The following is a 16,191-nucleotide window of genomic DNA, read 5'->3' as shown; positions in this document are numbered from 1 at the left end:
GATGGTGAATCCAGCCGGTCCGTCGAAATCCTGAGGGAGCGAAGGGACCCGCGCAGCGGGCGGCTGAGCTGGCCCGGGGCGCGGGTGCAGGGCCGGCGCCTACCGGCCCTGCTCGGTCGCCCGCAACGGGCGAAATGAAACTGTATGGCTGTCGGGCGAACGAAACCTGCACTTTGGCCCGCCTGCGCAGCAGGCCGATATCTTAATACCCCGCGCTTAAATCCCCTGGCGTGCGCGGATCGGACGCGCCATACAGCGTGCCGTCCGGCCCAATCATAATGCTCTGCGTGCTGCCCATCGCTGGCAGCACCTTCACATGCTGCCCTTTGCTTTCCAGCAGGCGCAGCGTATCCGGGCTGAACCCCTTCTCGACGCGCAGCTGATCCGGCAGCCACTGATGATGGAAACGCGGCGCGTTGGTCGCTTCCGCCACGTTCATCCCAAAATCGACGCTGTTCACCACCATTTGCAGCACGGTGGTGATAATGCGGCTGCCGCCCGGACTGCCGGTCACCAGCCAGGTTTTGCCCCCTTTCGCCACGATGGTCGGCGACATTGAGGAAAGCGGACGCTTGGCCGGCTGCACCGCGTTCGCCTCGCCGCCGACCAGGCCGTAGACGTTCGGCGTGCCCGGCTTGGCGGAGAAGTCGTCCATCTCGTTATTCAGCAGAATGCCGCTGTTACCCGCCACAATGCCGCTGCCGAAGTTGGTGTTCAGGGTATAGGTCACCGCGACCGCCGTGCCCTGCTTGTCGACCACCGAGAAATGGGTGGTCTGGTTGCTCTCATAGGGCTCCAGCTTGCCGGGTTTGATCTCGCTCGACGGACGCGCCTTCGCCACGTCGATCTGCTGCGCGATCGACTTCGCATAGGCTTTGCTGGTCAGCGCCTGCCACGGCACCTTCACGAAATCGGGATCGCCAAGGTACTCTGAACGGTCGGCGTAGGCGTACTTCTCCGCTTCGGCGACCACCTGCATCGCGTCGGCGCTGCCAAAGCCCATCTTCGCCAGATCGAAGTTTTCCAGGATATTGAGGATCTGCACGATATGGATCCCGCCGGATGAGGGCGGCGGCATTGAGAAGACCTCATAGCCGCGATAGGTGCCGCTGATCGGCTTACGCTCGACGGCACGGTAGGCCGCCAGATCCGCTTTGCCGATCAATCCGCCGTGCTGCGCCATCTCGCTGGCGATCTGATCGGCGATTTCGCCTTTATAGAAAGCATCCGGCCCCTGCTGCGCAATCAGCTGCAGGCTGTGGGCGAGGTTTTTCTGCACCAGACGATCGCCCTTCTGCCACGGCGTGCCGTCAGGCTTAAAGAAGATCGCTTTGCTGTTGGGGTGCGCCAGCAGCACCTCTTTGCCGTAGGTTTTCAGATCGTCCGCCAGCGCGTCGTTAACCACATAGCCTTCGCGCGCCAGTTTGATCGCCGGCGCCAGCAGGGTACTGAGCGGCAGCGTGCCATATTTCTGCGCCGCCAGCGCAAAGCCCGCCACGCTGCCCGGCGTGCCGGAGGCGAGATGCGAGGTCAGCGACATCTTGCTGTCGGCGTTGCCCTGTTTATCGAGGAACATATCGCGTGAGGCGCGGCCCGGTGCCATTTCGCGGAAGTCGATAGAGGTGGCGCGGCCGGAGGCGGTGCGCAGCAGCATAAAGCCGCCGCCGCCGAGATTGCCCGCCTGCGGATGGGTCACCGCCAGCGCGAACCCAACGGCGACGGCCGCATCTACCGCGTTGCCGCCCTGGCGCAGAATATCGACTCCTACCTGCGTCGCCAGCGCATCCACCGACGCCACCATACCGTGCTGCGCCCTGACCGGATGAAAGGTGTCATCCTCAACGCCGTAAGAAACAGGCGGCGCGCTGGCGGGTGCGGCGGCGTTAGCCACGCTGACCACCGTTAAACTCATCATTACGGCCCAGCCAAGCTGGCGTATATTTCCTCGCATCATCATCCCTCTACCCTTTTCAGTTGTTTACATTTGTTATCGCGCAGGCAAGTGTTTACAAATACAGCAAAAAAATAACATCTAAGTCAAATTCGGTGCGTTCCTGGGGGAGAAGTTTGTGAGGTTGCTAAACTTATAGCTGCGGCCACGGCGCATCACACGCCGACGCGGCCGCCTTGACGGAGGATGTCAGATGAAAAAATGGTTAATCGTTTTTGCCGCGCTGCTGCCGCTCAGCAGCATGGCCAATATGCTGAACAACAGCAATCAGCCTAATCAGCCGGGCTACAATCCCAGCCAGCAGCGGATGCAGACGCAGATGCAAATCAGGCAGCAGCAACAGCAGAGCAAACTGCAGCAGGATCAGCAGCAGCAGACGCAGCAGATTCAGCGCAAACTGCAGGAGCAGCGCAGCAGCGCCCAGCAGCGCGTGATCAACGCGCAGCCGGGACAGCAGCAGAACAGTAATTAGCAGAAGTCGGGGCCGATGATGTCGATGCGATCGGTGCAGATGGCGTCAACGCCCCATTTCAGCAGAATACGCGCGCGATCCGGGTCATTCACCGTGTAGACCAGAATATGCAGGCCGGCGGCCTTCAGCGCTGCTACACGCTCAGCGTCGAGCAGCCTGTGGTTAAGGTGAATCGACACGCACCCCAGCGCGGCGGTTTTGCTTTGCCACGCCTCATCCCACTCATCCAGCAGCAGGCCGCGCGGCAGCTCCGGCTCCGCCTGCATCGCCGCCTCCAGCGCCTCGTAAGAGAAGGAGGAGAGCAGCGGCGCGGTCATCTCCTGCCACAGGATTTTCGCCGCATGGGCGATGGCGCGACCGGTTTCCACTTCGTGTCCGGTGGTGGGTTTAATTTCGATATTCGCCATCATGCCGTGCTGGCGGCAGCGCGCCGCCACATCCGGCAGCTGCGCCAGCGGTTCGCCGTCGAACGCCTTGCCAAACCAGCCGCCTGCATCGAGCCGCGCCAGCTTTTCCCACGGCAGATCGCCCGCCACGCCCCAGCCGTTGCTGGTGCGATCGAGCGTGTCGTCGTGCAGCAGGAAAATCTGCCGATCCTGCGACAGCTTCGCGTCGAACTCGATCATGCTATGGCCATACTTCGCGCCGACATCAATCGCAGCCAGGGTATTTTCCGGGGCCAGTTTGCCGCCGCCGCGATGGGCGACGATATGAGGATAGGGCCAGCGGTATGTGCTCATTCCAGTCGCTTTCCTGTGGTTGAATCGAAATAGTGTAACGCATCCGACGGCAGATGCAGCCACAGCGTGCTGCCCGCCTGCGGCCTGACGCTGTGCGGCAGACGCACCACCAGCGGCGTCTCGCCGATGCGTCCGTGCGCCAGATTATCCGCGCCGAGCAGCTCCAGCGTCTCGACGCGCAGCGGCAGGCCGTCGCGCTCGCGCGCGCTGACCTGCACATGCTCGGGACGAATGCCGAGCGTGACGGCGCGATTCGCCCACTGCGTTTTGCTGTCGCCGAGCGGCAGGGAGTATGAATTGTCGATATTGAAATGCGCACCGTCGCTGGCGATCTGGCCGAGCATCAGGTTCATCGCCGGCGCGCCGATAAACGAGGCGACAAACTGGCTGGCGGGCCGCTCGTAAATCTCCACCGGCGAGCCGATCTGCTCGACAAAACCTTTGTTCAGCACCATCACGCGCTGCGCCAGCGTCATCGCCTCGACCTGATCGTGCGTGACGTAGAGGCTGGTGGTTTGCAGGCGACGATGCAGCTGCTGCAGCTCCAGCCGCATCTGCACGCGCAGCCGCGCGTCCAGGTTGGAGAGCGGCTCGTCGAACAGAAACACCGCCGGCTCGCGCACGATGGCGCGCCCCATCGCCACGCGCTGGCGCTGGCCGCCGGACAGCTCGCGCGGGCGACGGCTCAGCAGCTGATCCAGCTCCAGGCTGCGCGCCGCCTCCAGCACGCGCAGGCGGATATGCTCTTTGCTCATGCCGCGGATCTTCAGCCCGTAGGCCATATTCTCTTCTACCGTCATATGCGGGTAGAGCGCGTAGTTCTGGAAGACCATGGCGATGCCGCGATCTTTCGGCTCCAGCTGGGTGACGCGCCGGTCGTCGATATAGATATCGCCCGAGGTGACGCGCTCCAGCCCCGCCACCATGCGCAGCAGCGTCGATTTGCCGCAGCCGGAAGGACCGACCATCACCATAAATTCGCCGTCGTTGACGGTGACGTTCAGCGGCTGAATGATCTGATTCTTGCCATCGTAAGATTTGGTTACCGCCTGAAGGGTTACGCCTGCCATGCTTATTTCTCGCTCTCGACCAGGCCACGCACGAACGCGCGCTGCATGACCAGCACCACCACCACCGGTGGGATCAGGGTTAATAACATTGCCGCCATCACTTCGTTCCACTGCGTCGGCGATCCGCTGGTGGAGATCATGCTTTTGATCCCCGCCACCGCGGTGCTGAGCGAGGCGTCGTTGACGATCAGCAGCGGCCAGAGATACTGGTTCCAGCCGTAGATAAAGGTGATAACGAACAGCGCCGCGAGGTTGGTTTTCGACAGCGGCAGCACGATGTCCCAGAAGAAGCGCAGCGCGCTGGCGCCGTCGATGCGCGCCGCCTCGATCAGCTCGTCCGGCAGCGACATAAAGAACTGGCGGAACAGAAAGGTCGCCGTGGCCGATGCCATCAGCGGCAGCGTCAGGCCGCTGTAGCTGTCGAGCATATTGAGATCGGCGATCACCTGCACCGTCGGGAAGATACGCACCTCGACCGGCAGCATCAGAGTGATAAAGATCAGCCAGAAAAAGAGCGTGCGCAGCGGAAAGCGAAACCAGACCAGCGCAAAGGCAGAGAGCATCGACACCGTGATTTTGCCGACGGTAATGCCGAACGCCATAATCAGGCTGTTCAGCAGCATCAGGCTGAACGCCGGGCCGCTGCCGTTCACGCCCTGCGTCCAGATGCGCGCGAGGTTTTCCCACAGATGGGTGCCGGGGATCAGCGTCATCGGCACCTGATAGACCGCCTCGTTATCCAGCGTGGCGGCGACAAAGGCGACGTAGAGCGGAAAGAGAATAGTGAGCACGCCCAGCACCAGCAGCGTGTGGCTGAAGATATCCAGCCCGCGACGGTTTTCAATCATTGGTACTGCACCTTACGCTCGACAAAGCGAAACTGAATCACGGTCAGGCCGATCACCAGCAGCATCAGCACCACCGACTGCGCCGCCGAGGAGGACAAATCCAGCCCGGTAAAGCCTTCGCGATAAATTTTGTAGATCAGCGTGGTGGTGGCCTGCACCGGCCCGCCGCCGGTCGCGGCGTCGATCACCGGGAAGGTGTCGAAGAAGGCGTAGATCAGGTTCACCACCAGCAGAAAGAAGCTCACCGGCGTGATCAGCGGCAGCGACAGATGGAAGAAGCGGCGCACCGGACCGGCACCGTCGATTGCCGCCGCTTCTACCAGCGATTTCGGGATCGACTGCAGCGCGGCGAAAAAGAACAGAAAGTTGTAGCTCATCTGCTGCCAGATCGAGGCCACTACAATCAGAAACATCGCCTGGCCGCTGTTCTGCGCGTAGTTCCAGTTGTAGCCCAGCTGGTTAAGAACGTGGCTAATCAGGCCGAGGCCGGGATTGAACAGAAACATCCACAGCACCGCCGCCACTACCGGCGCCACCGCGTAGGGCAGCAGCAGCAGCGTCTGATAGAGCTTGCGCAGGCGAATAACGTAATCCACCAGCGCCGCCAGCAGCAGCGACAGCAGCATGCCGCACACCGTCACCAGCGTGCTGAACACGATGGTGGTCCAGAAGGCGTCAAGGTAGTAGCTGTCCTGAAACAGGCGTTTGAAGTTTTCGAGGCCGACAAAGGTGCTGGAGAGGCCAAAGGGATCGAGGTTCTGCAGCGAATACCACAGCGCTTCGCCCGCGGGCCAGAGGAAAAAGATGGCGGTAATCAGCAGCTGCGGCAGCACCAGCAAATAGGGCAATGGGCTGGTGCGAAACACCGGACGAGATAGAGACATAGCGGACTCTGTCTGAGAAAAAAAGAGAGGGTCGGCCCACGCCGACCCTTTGAGATTACTTCACCTGCTGTTCAAAGCGGCGCAGCAGTTCGTTGCCGCGTTTTACCGCGTTATCCAGCGCAGCCTGCGGCGACTGTTTGCCGGTCCAGACGCCTTCCAGCTCTTCGTCGACGATGGTGCGGATCTGCGGCATATTGCCCAGGCGCATGCCTTTGGTGAACGGCAGCGGATCTTTGTTCAGCATCTGACGCGTGGCGATATCCGCGCCGGGATTCTTGTCATAGAAGCCCTGCTGCTTGCTCAGCTCGTAGGCGACGGTGGTAATCGGCAGATAGCCGGTTTTCTGGTGCCACTCGGCGGCGATTTCCGGCTGCGCAAGGAACTGCATAAACTCCGCCACACCCTTGTAGGTGTTGGCATCTTTGCCTTTCATCACCCACAGGCTGGCACCGCCGATAATGGCGTTCTGCGGCGCGTTCGGCACGCTTTCGTCATAGGGCATCATGCCGACGCCGAAGTTGAATTTGGCGTAGTGCTTGATATCCGCCAGCGAACCGGAAGAGGCGGTGGTGATGCCGCAGTCGCCGTTATAGAACTTGGCGGTGGATTCATCTTTGCGGCCAAAGTAGGTGAAGTCCCCTTTCTTGTTCATCTCCTCCAGCATCTGGATATGGCGCACCTGCACCGGCTTATTGAACTCCAGCACCGCGTCGGTGCCGTCGAAGCCGTTGTTTTTGCTGGCCACCGGCAGGGCGTGCCAGGCGCTGAAGTTTTCAATCTGGATCCAGCCCTGCCAGCCGCTGGCGTAGCCGCAGGTCACGCCCGCTTTACGCAGCGCGTCGGCGTCTTTCGCCAGCTCCTGCCAGGTTTTTGGCGGCTGATCCGGGTTCAGGCCCGCTTTTTTAAAGGCGTCTTTGTTGTAGTAGAGCACCGGCGTGGAGCTGTTGAACGGCTGAGAGATCAGCTGGCCGCTGGCGTCGCTGTAGTAGCCCGCCACGGTCGGCACGAACTGTTTTTCGTCGAACGGGATACCCGCATCCTGGAACACCTGGTGCACCGGCACGATCGCCTTTGAGGCCATCATGGTAGCGGTGCCGACTTCGTAAACCTGCAAAATGGCCGGCGCCTTGCCGGTGCGTACCGCTGCGATGCCTGCCGCCAGGCTCTGCTCGTAGTTGCCTTTATAGGTCGGCACGATTTTATAGTCGGGATGCGCCTGGTTGAAACGCTGTGCCAGCGAGTCGACCTCTTTGCCTAACTCGCCCTCCATCGAGTGCCAGAAAGGAATTTCAGTGGCGGCCAGGGCGTTGCCGCTGATGGCCAGGCCCAGAACCGCACTCATCAGGCTTTTTTTATAGGTAAAGACAGACATAGAGTTTTCCTGTGCAGGTAGGTACGCGCGATATCACGCATTTTTTGTTCGCGAAGTAACATGACACGGGAAAATGACGGATTAATAACAGCCAGATGACAGCCGCATGACGGCCAGATGAAGGGCAACCTAAAATATTTTATCGCACAACAGCCAAGGGCCGTCGGCGGCGCAGCCAGATTACGGGCGGCCAGCGCGCAGTCACCGGAGCGTACACGTAGTACGTGAGGATGACGAGCACTGCCCAACCGCAATCTGGCAAGTAAGCCAGGCCTTATCCAATGCCAAGGGCCGTCGGTGTCGCAGCCAGTTCAACGACGGCCAGCGCGCAGCCACCGGAGCGTACACGTAGTACGTGAGGATGGCGAGCACTGCCCGGCGTCGAAATGGCAAGTAAACCAGGCCTAAGCACCCAAGTAAGCGCTGCGGACGGCTTCGTTGGAGAGAAGCGCTTCGCCGGTATCTTCCAGCACCACGTGTCCGTTCTCCAGCACATAGCCGCGATCCGCCAGCTTCAGCGCCTGATTCGCGTTCTGCTCCACCAGGAAGATCGTCATCCCCTCCTGGCGCAGCTGCTCGATGGTGTCGAAGATCTGCTGGATAATAATCGGCGCCAGCCCCAGCGACGGCTCGTCCAGCAGCAGCAGACGCGGCTGGCTCATCAGCGCGCGGCCGATCGCCAGCATCTGCTGCTCGCCGCCGGACATGGTGCCGGCGCGCTGGATTTTACGCTCCGCCAGCCGCGGGAAGAGTTCATAAACGCGCGCGATGCGCGTCTGATACTCCTGGCGGCTGGCGAAAAAGCCGCCCATCGCCAGGTTCTCTTCCACCGTCATGCGCGAAAAGACGCGACGCCCTTCCGGCACGATGGCGATCGCCTCGCGCATAATGCGCGCGGTTTGCCAGTCGGTAATGGTTTTGCCATCAAAGGTAATGCTGCCCTGGGTGGCGCGCGGCTCGCCGCACAGCGTGCCGAGCAGCGTGGTTTTCCCTGCGCCGTTGGCGCCGATCAGGGTGACAATTTCGCCCTGGCTGATATGCAGGCTGACGTTGTGCAGCGCCTGGATTTTGCCGTAGTGCGCGCTGACGTTGTTAACGGATAACATCGGGTTTGCCATGTTACGCCTCTCCTAAATAGGCTCGGATCACATCCGGATTGTTACGCACCTCTTCCGGCGTGCCGTTGGCCAGCGGCGTACCCTGGTTCACCACGTAGATACGGTCGGAAATACCCATCACCAGCTTCATATCGTGTTCAATCAGCAGCACGGAAACCTTGTGCTCGCCGCGCAGTTCGGCGATCAGCTCATCCAGCTCGTGCGTCTCTTTCGGATTGAGCCCGGCCGCCGGTTCGTCCAGCATCAGGATCTCCGGACGCGTCACCATGCAGCGGGCGATCTCCAGACGACGCTGCTGGCCGTAGGCGAGATTGCCCGCCTGACGGTTAGCAAGATCGAGCAGCCCGATGCGCGACAGCCAGCTGGCGGCGCGATCCAGCGCCTCGCTCTCGCCGCGACGAAACGCCGGGGTTTTGAACAGGCCGGAAAAGAGTCCGCTCTTCAGATGCTGATGCTGCGCCACCAGCAGGTTTTCGATCACCGTCATCTCACGGAACAGGCGCACGTGCTGAAAGGTGCGCACCACGCCCATGCGGGCGATCTGCTGGCCGGGCAGCCCTTCCAGATGCTGCTCACGCAGCTTGATGGTGCCGCCGGTCGGCTTGTAGAAGCCGGTCAGGCAGTTAAAGACGGTGGTTTTTCCCGCGCCGTTGGGGCCGATCAGCGAGACGATCTCCTGCGGACGCAGCTCCAGCGCCACGTTATTGACCGCCAGCAGGCCGCCGAAGCGCATCATCAGGCCTTCAACGGCTAATAAAGGCTGACTCATGCCTGCTCTCCTTGTTTCTGCTTCAGTTTCAGATGCGGGCGCTTCATCGGCAGCAGCCCCTGCGGACGCCAGATCATCATCAGCACCATCAGGCCGCCCAGCACCAGCATGCTGTATTCGTTCAGATCGCGCATCAGCTCACGCGACACCACCAGCAGGATAGCGGCGAGGATCACCGCGAACTGCGAGCCCATGCCGCCCAGCACCACAATCGCCAGCACAAAGGCGGATTCGACGAAGGTAAAGGACTCTGGGCTGACAAAGCCCTGGCGCGCGGCGAACAGCGTGCCCGCGAAGCCGGCGAACGCGGCGCTGATGGTGAAGGCGGTCAGCTTGATGCGCGTCGGGCTAAGGCCAAGCGAGCGACAGGCGATTTCATCTTCGCGCAGCGCTTCCCAGGCACGGCCCAGCGGCATACGCAGCAGGCGGTTGATGACAAACAGCGTCAGGGCCACCAGCAGCAGCGCCACCAGATAGAGGAAAATCACGCGGTCGCTGGGGTCATATTTCAGGCCGAAGAACTCGTGGAAGGTGCTCCAGCCGCCCTCAGAGACTTTGCGGCCGAACTCCAGGCCGAACAGCGACGGCTTAGGGATCTGCGCGATGCCGTTGGGGCCGCCGGTTATAGAGGTGTTGTTCAGCAGCAGAATACGCACGATTTCGCCGAAGCCGAGCGTGACGATTGCCAGATAGTCGCCACGCAGGCGCAGCACCGGAAAGCCGAGCAGCAGGCCGAACAGCGCCGAGACGATGCCCGCCAGCGGCAGACACTCCCAGAAGCCGAGGCCGAAGTAGTGATTGAGCAGCGCAAAGGTGTAGGCGCCGATGGCGTAAAAGCCGCCGTAGCCGAGCACCAGCAGGCCGGAAAGTCCAACCACCACGTTGAGGCCGAGGCCGAGCATCACGTAGATCAGCGTCAGGGTGGCGATATCCACCGCGCCGCGCGACACGAAAAAGGGCCAGGCCACCGCCACGACGATCAGCGCCAGCATAAACAGCTTCTGCTTCGGCGTAGAGCCGTCAATGCCGGGCAGCACCAGCGCCGGGCCGGAAATCTTTTTCAGGCCGCGCTGCCAGAACGGGCGCAGCAGCTGGAACAGAAACACCACGGCGCAGCCGACGAAAATCCAGTTCCAGCGCACGTCCCCTGCGCTCTCCACCACCAGCCGGGTGCCGTCGAGGCCGAGGCGCATGCCCATAAAGAAGCTGGCCAGCACCAGCAGCATCACGGATGAGAGCAGCGCGTTGATAAAGGAGGATTTCATACTTTCTCTACCTCCGGGCGGCCCAGAATGCCGGTCGGCATCACCAGCAGCACCACGATCAGCAGCGCGAAGGAGACCACGTCTTTATATTCGGTGCTGAGATAGGCGGAGGTCAGCGCTTCGGCAATGCCGAGCACCAGGCCGCCGATCATCGCGCCCGGAATGCTGCCGATGCCGCCCAGCACCGCGGCGGTAAAGGCCTTCATGCCGGCCATAAAACCGATAAAGGGGTTAATCGAGCCGTAGAACTGGCCGAGCAGCACGCCCGCCACCGCCGCCATCGCCGCGCCGATAACAAAGGTCAGCGAAATCACGCGGTCGGTGTTAATGCCGAGCAGGCTCGCCATTTTCAGATCTTCGGCGCAGGCGCGGCAGGCGCGGCCCATGCGCGAATAGCGGATAAACAGCGTCAGCGCCAGCATCGCCAGGAAGGTTACCAGCCAGATCACGATCTGCATGGTAGAGACGGTGGCGGCAAAGCCGTTGCTCTCGCCCAGCGTCCACTGGCCGGTGATCAGGCTCGGCAGCGCAAGGTCGCGCGAGCCCTGCGTCAGGCTGACGTAGTTCTGCAGGAAGATCGACATGCCGATGGCGGAGATCAGCGCGATCAGGCGCTTCGAGGATCGCACCGGCTTATAGGCGACGCGCTCAATGCTCCAGCCGTAGGCGCTGGAGATCAGGATCGCCATCACGAAGCCGGCGGCGATCATCAGCCAGCCGGTGTCGATGCCCATCATCATCAGGGCGGCGATCACGATAAAGGAGACATAGCTGCCGATCATATAGACCTCGCCGTGGGCGAAGTTGATCATGCCGATAATGCCGTAAACCATGGTGTAACCGATGGCGATCAGCGCGTAGGTGCTGCCGAGGGTGACCCCGTTAAGCATCTGCTGAATAAAATAAAGAAACTGCTCGGACATAGTGAAGACCTGCATAAGAACGGGAAAATCCCCTGCCGACGCGGCAAGGGATTGGTCTGCCGATGGGACGATTACTTAACTGCGGTAGAGGAACCGTCTTTGTGCCATTTGAATACGCCGAACTCGAAGCCTTTCAGATCGCCTTTCTGGTCCCAGCTCAGGTTGCCCATCACGGTCGGCACCGGCGCGCCACCCTTCAGGTCCTTGGCGATGGCGTCTGGCTCGTCGCTTTTGCTGCGTTCGATGCCGGCCGCCAGCGACTGGATCGCCGCATAGGTGGTCCAGACGAACGGGCCGGTCGGATCTTTGCGGTTCTGCGCGCTGTTGGTTTTGATAGCATCAACGATCGCCTTGTTCTCCGGCAGCTGGTCGTAGCGCTTCGGCAGCGTCACATAGATGCCTTCCGAGGCGTCGCCCGCGATGTTAGAGAGCGACGCGTTGCCCACCCCTTCCGGCCCCATAAAGCCAGCGTTCAGACCTGCGGCTTTCGCCTGGCGCAGGATCTGGCCCATTTCCGGGTAGTAGCCGCCGTAATAGACGAAGTCCACGTTCTCTTTTTTCAGGCGCGCAATCAGCGTCGAGAAGTCTTTATCACCTGCGGTGATACCTTCAAACAGCACCACGTTGCCGCCTTTGGCTTTCAGAGTCTTCTGCACGGATTCCGCCAGGCCCTGGCCGTACTGCTGCTTGTCATGCACCACGGCGATGCGCTTAGGCTTGATCTGGTCGAGGATATAGCTTGCGGCGGTCGGGCCCTGGTCGGAGTCCAGACCGGTGGTGCGCATAATGGTTTCATAACCGCGCGCGGTCAGCTCCGGTGCGGTGGCCGCCGGGGTAATCATCAGCACGCCTTCGTCGTTGTAGATGTCAGACGCAGGCTGGGTAGAAGAGGAGCAAAGATGGCCGATAACGTACTTGATGCCGTCGTTGACGACCTTGTTCGCCACCGCCACGGCCTGTTTCGGATCGCAGGCGTCGTCATACTCTACGCCCACCAGCTTGTTGCCGTTTACGCCGCCTTTGGCGTTGATATCCTTAATCGCCTGCGCGGCGCCGGTGAACTGCATATCGCCATACTGCGCGACCGGGCCGGTGACGGCGCCGACGATGGCAATTTTGATGTCGGCAGCCAGGGCGGCGTGGCTCATCGCCAGCGCAACGCATCCCGCCAGTAACGCGCGGCCTTTACTCATTTTCATGCGGACTTCCCCATCTTGTTGTGTCTGTGATTTGTGGTTTGCTGTTGCTACCGGATAAAGCCGAAAAATGATGTTTATGAATGATTTAGCGTGCTTTTCCGGTATTTTTTGGTAATAAGGCTTTATTTTTCAGGTTATTAAACAGGAAGTTTCTTCTGTAAATCAACTGACACATTGGGAAATAGCCAGCTGAAACAGCATAATCATCTGGTTGTTATGCAGGCTTTACTGCCACTTCTCTAGCGCGTTATGCTGGCTTTTAGCGCGAATATTGTTCTTTATCTCCTCTATCCTGGCATCCAGGCCATCTTTTGACCTGTTTTCATCTTAAAAAAGTGACGGCGCTCTGACTGTCTAAATTCGCTACACTATGCCCTTTCGACTAGTACAGGTGTTTGTTATGAAACTCACTATTCTGCGCCTGACGACGCTGAGCGCGCAGGACCGTATCGATCTGGCGAAAATCTGGCCTAATGAAGATATTGCGGCGCTGGAAAACAGCCTGAGCGACACGCGTCGTCTCTATGCGGCACGCTTCAACGCGCGGCTGCTGGGCGCGCTGAAGCTGGAGATCGCAGGAACGCTGGGCAAGATTTCGCAGCTGGAGGTGCGTGAGGTGACGCGGCGTCGCGGCGTAGGCCGCTATTTGATGGAAGAGACGCTGGCGCAGAACGGCGCGATCTCAAGCTGGTGGGTGGCGGACGACGGCAGCGCGGATCAGGGCGAGCGCGCCGCCTTTATGCAGGCGTGCGGTTTTCGCGCGCAGGCGGATGGCTGGGTGAAATAGCGGGCAAAAAAAAGGGCGACTTCGCGTCGCCCGTTTTGACTGTCTGATTATGCTTCAATCGCCATGCGCAGTTTTTTCATGGCGTTCTTTTCCAGCTGCCGCACACGTTCGGCCGACACGCCGTAGCGATCCGCCAGTTCCTGCAGCGTGGTTTTATTGTCTTCGTCCAGCCAGCGCGCGCGAATGATATGCTGGCTGCGCTCGTCGAGGCCCTGCATCGCGTCGCTCAGCTTATCCGCCGCGTGCGATTCCCAGTTGTCCTCTTCGATACCGTCGGCGAAGTCTGAGGTTTTATCCTGCAGATAGAGCACCGGCGCCATCGCTTTGCCTTCGCCGCTTTCATCGTCAGCGGACATATCGAAGGTCATATCCTGCGCGGCCATACGCGATTCCATTTCACGCACGTCTTTGCTGCTTACGCCCAGTTCACGCGCCACCATCTCCACTTCGTCCTGATTGAACCAGCCCAGACGCTGCTTGGTTTTACGCAGGTTGAAGAACAGCTTGCGCTGCGCTTTAGTGGTAGCGACCTTCACGATACGCCAGTTACGCAGCACGTATTCGTGGATCTCGGCTTTAATCCAGTGCACGGCAAAAGAGACCAGACGCACGCCCACTTCAGGGTTAAAGCGACGCACCGCCTTCATCAGGCCGATGTTCCCTTCCTGAATCAGGTCCGCCTGAGGCAGGCCGTAACCAGAATAATTACGAGCGATATGAACTACAAAGCGCAGGTGAGACAGGATCAGCGTCTTGGCTGCATCCAGATCGCCCTGGTAATGCAGCCGTTCAGCCAGCGCTTTTTCCTCTTCTGCCGACAGCATCGGCCAGACATTGGCGGCCCGAACGTAAGATTCCAGGTTGCCAAGAGGAGCAATAGCTAAAGTTTGCATTTCTTTGGTCATTCAAACCCTCACATGGTTAATGAATTGCTGCGTCTTCCCTTTTGAGCAGACGTTACCTTAAGTCAACGCCGGGGAAAATCCGAAAGCAATCTGTGCTACTTAGAGTAGCTAAGTTATCCACAAGTTCAATTATAGCAGTGAATATTTTACACACAGATGACGAGGCGGGAAGAGAGAAGATTCCTCTGCGCCCGGATCGTCGGCAGCAGAGGAACATTATACCAAAAAAACGTTGCAGGCGGTTACTGGGGCGTAAATCGACGTAAATGTTGCACCGTCGCCAGCCAGGCGGCGATCCAGCCGATAATCGCGGCGATCAGCAGCAAGAGCAGCCCTTCATCCCACGAGAAACCTTCCAGCGAGAAGGTGGTGCCGAACACCTGCGCCACCTGCGCCACCACCGACTGCAGGCGCAGCACCAGCACTTCGGAGAGGATCAGCGACAGCACCGCGCCGCTGAAGCCGAGCAGCGCACCGCCGTAGAGAAACGGACGCAGGATAAAGCCGTCGGTGGCGCCGATCAGCTTCTGCACGTTGATGGTGTCGCGACGCGCGAAGATGCTGAGCCGCACGCTGTTGCCGATCACCAGGAAAACCGCGACAATCATCAGAATGCCGATCATCGAGGCGATCTGCCCGACCAGCCCGGTCAGGGCCGCCAGACGCGCGAACCAGCTGTCGTCCATGCGCACTTCATCGACGCCCTGCACCTTCGCTACCGTATCGCGCAGGTTCTGCATGGTATTCGAGTTCTGGAAGTTAAGCTTCGGCGTAATGATCGCCACCGCCGGCAGCGGATTCTGCTCCAGCATATCCATCGCGCCGCCAAAGCCCGACCAGTTGCGGAACTCATTCAGCGCCTCTTCCCGCGTCAGGTAGTTGACGTTATCCACGCCGTCGACCTGCTTCAGCTGCGCCACCACGTTTTCCGCCGCGGTGTCGTCGAGGGTTTTCGACAGATACACCGTCAGCTGCGGCGCGGGATACCACTGGGTCGCGGCCTGGTTGACGTTTTTCCACACCATATAGCAGACGCTGGGCAGCGTCAGCGAAATGGCGATCACCATCACCGTCAGCAGCGTCGCCAGCGGCTGACGATACATATCCGACAGGGTGCCGCGCCACGCGTAGCGCCACTGCTCCTGCCAGCCGCCCTTCAGCGCTTTGCTTTTTGACGGCGCTTTCGCTTTTGGCGCGGCGGGGCGCTTGTTGCGTTTATTGACCATCGTGGCCTCCATGCAGGCGTCCCTGATTGAGCGTCATGACGCGATAGCGACGACGCGCGATCAGCCCGCTGTCGTGCGTGGCCATCAGCACGGTGACGCCAACGCGGTTGAACTCTTCGAACAGGCGCAGAATATCTTCCGACAGCGCGTCATCCAGGTTGCCGGTCGGTTCGTCCGCCAGCAGCACGGCGGGCTTGTTCACCACGGCGCGCGCAATGCCGACGCGCTGCTGTTCACCGCCGGAGAGCTGAATCGGAAAATTTTTCGCCTTGTCGAGCAGGCCGACCTTATCCAGCGCCGCCGACACGCGACGGCGAATATCTTCGCCGCTGGCGCCGGAGATAATCAATGGGATCGCCACGTTGTCGTAGACCGACCGATCCATCAACAGGTGGTGATCCTGAAAGATCATGCCGATCTGACGACGCAGAAACGGCACCTCGCTGTTGCGCAGCCGGGAAATGTCGTGCCCGCTGAACCAGATATGGCCCGCGCTCGGACGTTCAATGCCACAAATCAGCTTCAGCAGCGTACTTTTACCGGCGCCGGAGTGGCCGGTAAGAAACGCCATTTCGCCAGGGCGCAGATGAAAATCGACCCCCTGCAGCGCCTGGCGCCCGCCGAGATATGCCTTACTGACCTCTTCAAAGCGAATCATCCCA

16 protein-coding genes are annotated in these 16,191 nt (G+C 60.3%); 2 read left to right on the top strand and 14 right to left on the bottom strand.

The genetic code is table 11. From position 1 onward, the window contains the following. Positions 1 to 202: 202 nt before the first annotated feature. Positions 203 to 1,957, bottom strand: coding sequence for a gamma-glutamyltransferase (ggt, locus tag MC269_RS01105; RefSeq protein ID WP_239953464.1), 1,755 nt, complete (start codon positions 1,955 to 1,957; stop codon positions 203 to 205). A gap of 187 nt (positions 1,958 to 2,144) precedes the next feature. On the opposite strand from ggt, the gene MC269_RS01100 reads away from it, so the two are divergent. After that, positions 2,145 to 2,423, top strand: coding sequence for a DUF2756 domain-containing protein (locus tag MC269_RS01100; protein ID WP_081136505.1), 279 nt, complete (start codon positions 2,145 to 2,147; stop codon positions 2,421 to 2,423). Here MC269_RS01100 and ugpQ read toward each other — a convergent pair. The 10 genes from ugpQ to MC269_RS01050 form a co-directional block, all read right to left on the bottom strand. Continuing rightward, positions 2,420 to 3,163, bottom strand: coding sequence for a glycerophosphodiester phosphodiesterase (gene ugpQ / locus MC269_RS01095; RefSeq protein ID WP_239953462.1), 744 nt, complete (start codon positions 3,161 to 3,163; stop codon positions 2,420 to 2,422). The genes MC269_RS01100 and ugpQ overlap by 4 nt on opposite strands. Continuing rightward, positions 3,160 to 4,233, bottom strand: coding sequence for a sn-glycerol-3-phosphate import ATP-binding protein UgpC (locus MC269_RS01090; RefSeq protein WP_239953460.1), 1,074 nt, complete (start codon positions 4,231 to 4,233; stop codon positions 3,160 to 3,162). The genes ugpQ and MC269_RS01090 overlap by 4 nt, the downstream gene beginning before the upstream one ends. Before the next feature lie 2 nt (positions 4,234 to 4,235). Next, positions 4,236 to 5,081, bottom strand: a complete 846-nt coding sequence (ugpE, locus tag MC269_RS01085) for a sn-glycerol-3-phosphate ABC transporter permease UgpE (protein WP_239953458.1) — start codon at positions 5,079 to 5,081, stop codon at positions 4,236 to 4,238. Continuing rightward, complete coding sequence (gene ugpA / locus MC269_RS01080) at positions 5,078 to 5,965, bottom strand: sn-glycerol-3-phosphate ABC transporter permease UgpA (RefSeq protein ID WP_081136497.1); 888 nt, start codon at positions 5,963 to 5,965, stop codon at positions 5,078 to 5,080. Before ugpA ends, ugpE begins: the two co-directional genes overlap by 4 nt. 55 nt (positions 5,966 to 6,020) lie before the next feature. Next, the gene (gene ugpB, locus MC269_RS01075; protein WP_239953456.1) at positions 6,021 to 7,337 is read right to left on the bottom strand and encodes a sn-glycerol-3-phosphate ABC transporter substrate-binding protein UgpB; all 1,317 of its coding nucleotides are present in this window, start codon (positions 7,335 to 7,337) and stop codon (positions 6,021 to 6,023) included. A gap of 404 nt (positions 7,338 to 7,741) precedes the next feature. After that, the gene (livF, locus tag MC269_RS01070; protein ID WP_081136493.1) at positions 7,742 to 8,455 is read right to left on the bottom strand and encodes a high-affinity branched-chain amino acid ABC transporter ATP-binding protein LivF; all 714 of its coding nucleotides are present in this window, start codon (positions 8,453 to 8,455) and stop codon (positions 7,742 to 7,744) included. A gap of 1 nt (position 8,456) precedes the next feature. Beyond that, complete coding sequence (livG, locus tag MC269_RS01065) at positions 8,457 to 9,224, bottom strand: high-affinity branched-chain amino acid ABC transporter ATP-binding protein LivG (protein WP_081136491.1); 768 nt, start codon at positions 9,222 to 9,224, stop codon at positions 8,457 to 8,459. Further along, positions 9,221 to 10,489, bottom strand: a complete 1,269-nt coding sequence (locus MC269_RS01060) for a high-affinity branched-chain amino acid ABC transporter permease LivM (RefSeq protein ID WP_239953455.1) — start codon at positions 10,487 to 10,489, stop codon at positions 9,221 to 9,223. The genes livG and MC269_RS01060 overlap by 4 nt, the downstream gene beginning before the upstream one ends. Then, positions 10,486 to 11,412: a high-affinity branched-chain amino acid ABC transporter permease LivH gene (gene livH, locus MC269_RS01055; protein ID WP_081136662.1), complete on the bottom strand. Its 927-nt coding sequence runs from the start codon at positions 11,410 to 11,412 to the stop codon at positions 10,486 to 10,488. Before livH ends, MC269_RS01060 begins: the two co-directional genes overlap by 4 nt. A 71-nt stretch (positions 11,413 to 11,483) precedes the next feature. Further along, positions 11,484 to 12,611: a branched-chain amino acid ABC transporter substrate-binding protein gene (locus tag MC269_RS01050; RefSeq protein WP_239953454.1), complete on the bottom strand. Its 1,128-nt coding sequence runs from the start codon at positions 12,609 to 12,611 to the stop codon at positions 11,484 to 11,486. A 400-nt stretch (positions 12,612 to 13,011) separates the two neighbouring features. Here MC269_RS01050 and panM point away from each other — a divergent pair, with 400 nt between their 5' ends. Continuing rightward, complete coding sequence (gene panM / locus MC269_RS01045) at positions 13,012 to 13,398, top strand: aspartate 1-decarboxylase autocleavage activator PanM (RefSeq protein ID WP_239953452.1); 387 nt, start codon at positions 13,012 to 13,014, stop codon at positions 13,396 to 13,398. Positions 13,399 to 13,445: 47 nt separating this feature from the next. Here panM and rpoH read toward each other — a convergent pair whose 3' ends face one another. The 3 genes from rpoH to ftsE all read right to left on the bottom strand — a co-directional run bounded on the left by rpoH (position 13,446) and on the right by ftsE (position 16,187). Continuing rightward, entirely contained in the window at positions 13,446 to 14,303 is an 858-nt protein-coding gene (gene rpoH / locus MC269_RS01040; protein ID WP_033753215.1) for an RNA polymerase sigma factor RpoH, read from the bottom strand. 242 nt (positions 14,304 to 14,545) lie between these two features. Further along, positions 14,546 to 15,529: a permease-like cell division protein FtsX gene (gene ftsX, locus MC269_RS01035; protein ID WP_239955045.1), complete on the bottom strand. Its 984-nt coding sequence runs from the start codon at positions 15,527 to 15,529 to the stop codon at positions 14,546 to 14,548. Then, positions 15,519 to 16,187, bottom strand: a complete 669-nt coding sequence (gene ftsE, locus MC269_RS01030) for a cell division ATP-binding protein FtsE (protein ID WP_081136483.1) — start codon at positions 16,185 to 16,187, stop codon at positions 15,519 to 15,521. The genes ftsX and ftsE overlap by 11 nt, the downstream gene beginning before the upstream one ends. Positions 16,188 to 16,191: the final 4 nt, after the last annotated feature.

The organism is Pantoea sp. Z09 (genome assembly GCF_022394795.1).
GTDB classification, from domain to species: domain Bacteria; phylum Pseudomonadota; class Gammaproteobacteria; order Enterobacterales; family Enterobacteriaceae; genus Pantoea; species Pantoea latae.
The sequence above is the reverse complement of the archived record's forward strand: the minus strand, read 5'-3'. Positions and strand labels throughout refer to the sequence as shown.